Raw genomic sequence first — 2,079 nt, forward strand, 5'->3', positions numbered from 1 at the left:
TATAACTAAATATGTAAACAGTAAAACACTAGTGTTACGAAACTAAACAAAAGCAACAAATATTATTTAAAATATGTTTATTTTAGTAACACTATAGATTTCTGAATTTTCTTTCATTTATCTTAAAGTTCATAACCCTTCTCTAAAAACAGTGTCATTACGGCTTTAACGGCATTCTTATCATATAACCGCCCTTTGTTGCGCGAAATTTCTTGCAGAGCTGGAAAAATACCAAAACCGGGTCTATACGGACGGTGGGACGCCATCGCTTCAATGACATCGGCTACACAAAGGATTCTGGCTTCAATCAAAATATCTTCCCCTTTTAAGCCGTTTGGATATCCGGAACCGTCCATTTTTTCATGATGTTGGAGGACAATTTGTGCAACAGGCCAAGGAAAATCAATCGTATGCAAAATATCGTAACCGACCTGAGAGTGGGTTTTTATAATTGAGAACTCTGCATCGCTAAGCTTCCCCGGATTTGAGAGGATTTCTGCGGGAACATGGATTTTGCCGATATCATGAACTGTTCCTGCAATACGAATACCCTCAATCTGCTCAGCCGGAAGCTTCATCTCCGATGCGATAGCGACGGCTAGTTTGGCAACTCTTCTCTGATGCCCTGCCGTATATGGGTCGCGCATCTCGACCGTAGCGGCTATGGCGGTAACGGCATTATCTAAGCTTCCCTCAAGCTTTTCTAGGGTGCTAATACGCTCCGTGTTGTCACGCAGCCTACCTATACCAAAGGCAAGATCGTCCGACATTTCAGTTAGTACAGACACTTCTTCCTTACCAAATTGACCATGTTGGGTAGTGCCAACCGTCATGGCACCGATGACTTTTTCGGCAACAATGAGCGGAATAGACAACGACTCTACAATACCTAACTCCAAGGTAATCGGAAGAATAGAGGGCGGTACTTCATCGGCAATATTATGACGGTAGAGAGGTTCCCCCGTGCGAATGCAGATTCCAGCAGGTGTTTGACCTTGCTCGTTGTCTTCCCATGTCAGATTCAGCTCCATAAGTTTACTAATCTTTACTCCTCCCGCCGCCAAAGGGTGAATCGTTTTTTTTGCATCGTTACCCCCCAGCCCTACCCATGCAATGCGGTAAGCTCCATATTCAATCAAGGCATCGCACATTGCCTGCGCAAGTGAGACTTCATCTTCGGCTCGCATAAGCGCTTGGTTGCCGACGGAAATCATACGATACAAGCGGTTAAGCTTTTTAATCCGCTCTTGCGCTTGTGTAATAGCCGTTATATCTGTCAGATTATGGCGGCTGTAGCGATTGTCTCCCGCCTCATCCGTGAAGCAAGCGCTTCGAGAAAGAAACACTCTGCCATCAGGCAGATGAACCTCCTCTTCCTCATTCTCTTCATTGCACTCTTTATCTATAGCATTCAGACACGACTTCATCGGACCGGAGTTTTTGGGAAAAACTTCCCAATACAGCTTTCCGATTACTTCTTTTTCACTTATGCCCGCATACTCAAAATAGGCACGGTTAGCCAGAGTAATGCGAAACTCTTTATCATGAAGAAAAACCGGATCAGGCGCACTATCGAAAATTTTACGCCAGTCAACATTTTTCATTGTATAAGACATAACATGAATCCCTCCATTTTGGTACACATTTTTATATTCTATTAAGTATAAAAAATTTTACCTTAAAGTATCGGTATATTTCTGTTTAATAATAACATTATTACATTTTTTTAGATTGCCGCACTTGTCATTGCGAGGCTTTAGCCGTGGCAATCTCAATGACAGTCATATTACAGTCCTCTAAATTTCAACTCGGCATCTATAATTTCTCGATTTTTACCGCTGTAGTTACTTTTTAACCACAAGAGGTAGGAATCCGGCAAGTCGCTATATGCCAACCCTTTATACTTTCCAAATTCTATCTTCTGGGTCTGCTGGGTTTTTAGGAAATTCTCTTCGCATATAGCATCAATCTCACTCTTTTTCAAAAGCAGAACAAACTCTTCAAACTCCAATCTTTTTTGAATGACAAAAGTGTAGCTGCTAAAATCAAAAATACCTTTTCTCTCTTTAACAAAGGACT

General features: G+C 41.8%; 2 protein-coding genes. Both read right to left on the minus strand.

Features of this window, described 5'->3' with window-relative positions; translation table 11 throughout:
* Positions 1–122 precede the first annotated feature (122 nt).
* Positions 123–1,616, minus strand: a complete 1,494-nt coding sequence (locus IBX42_RS12215; RefSeq protein ID WP_365943748.1) for an HD domain-containing phosphohydrolase — start codon at positions 1,614–1,616, stop codon at positions 123–125.
* 170 nt (positions 1,617–1,786) lie between these two features.
* A partial coding sequence (locus IBX42_RS12220) for a DUF3820 family protein (RefSeq protein ID WP_294933207.1) occupies positions 1,787–2,079 on the minus strand: 293 nt, incomplete at its 5' end.

It is taken from the genome of Sulfurimonas sp., from assembly GCF_014859695.1.
Taxonomy (GTDB): domain Bacteria; phylum Campylobacterota; class Campylobacteria; order Campylobacterales; family Sulfurimonadaceae; genus Sulfurimonas.

What these genes read in the sequence shown, in the direction of transcription:
- IBX42_RS12215 (WP_365943748.1), bottom strand. Translation starts at nt 1,616, where the DNA reads ATGTCTTATACAATGAAAAATGTTGACTGGCGTAAAATTTTCGATAGT.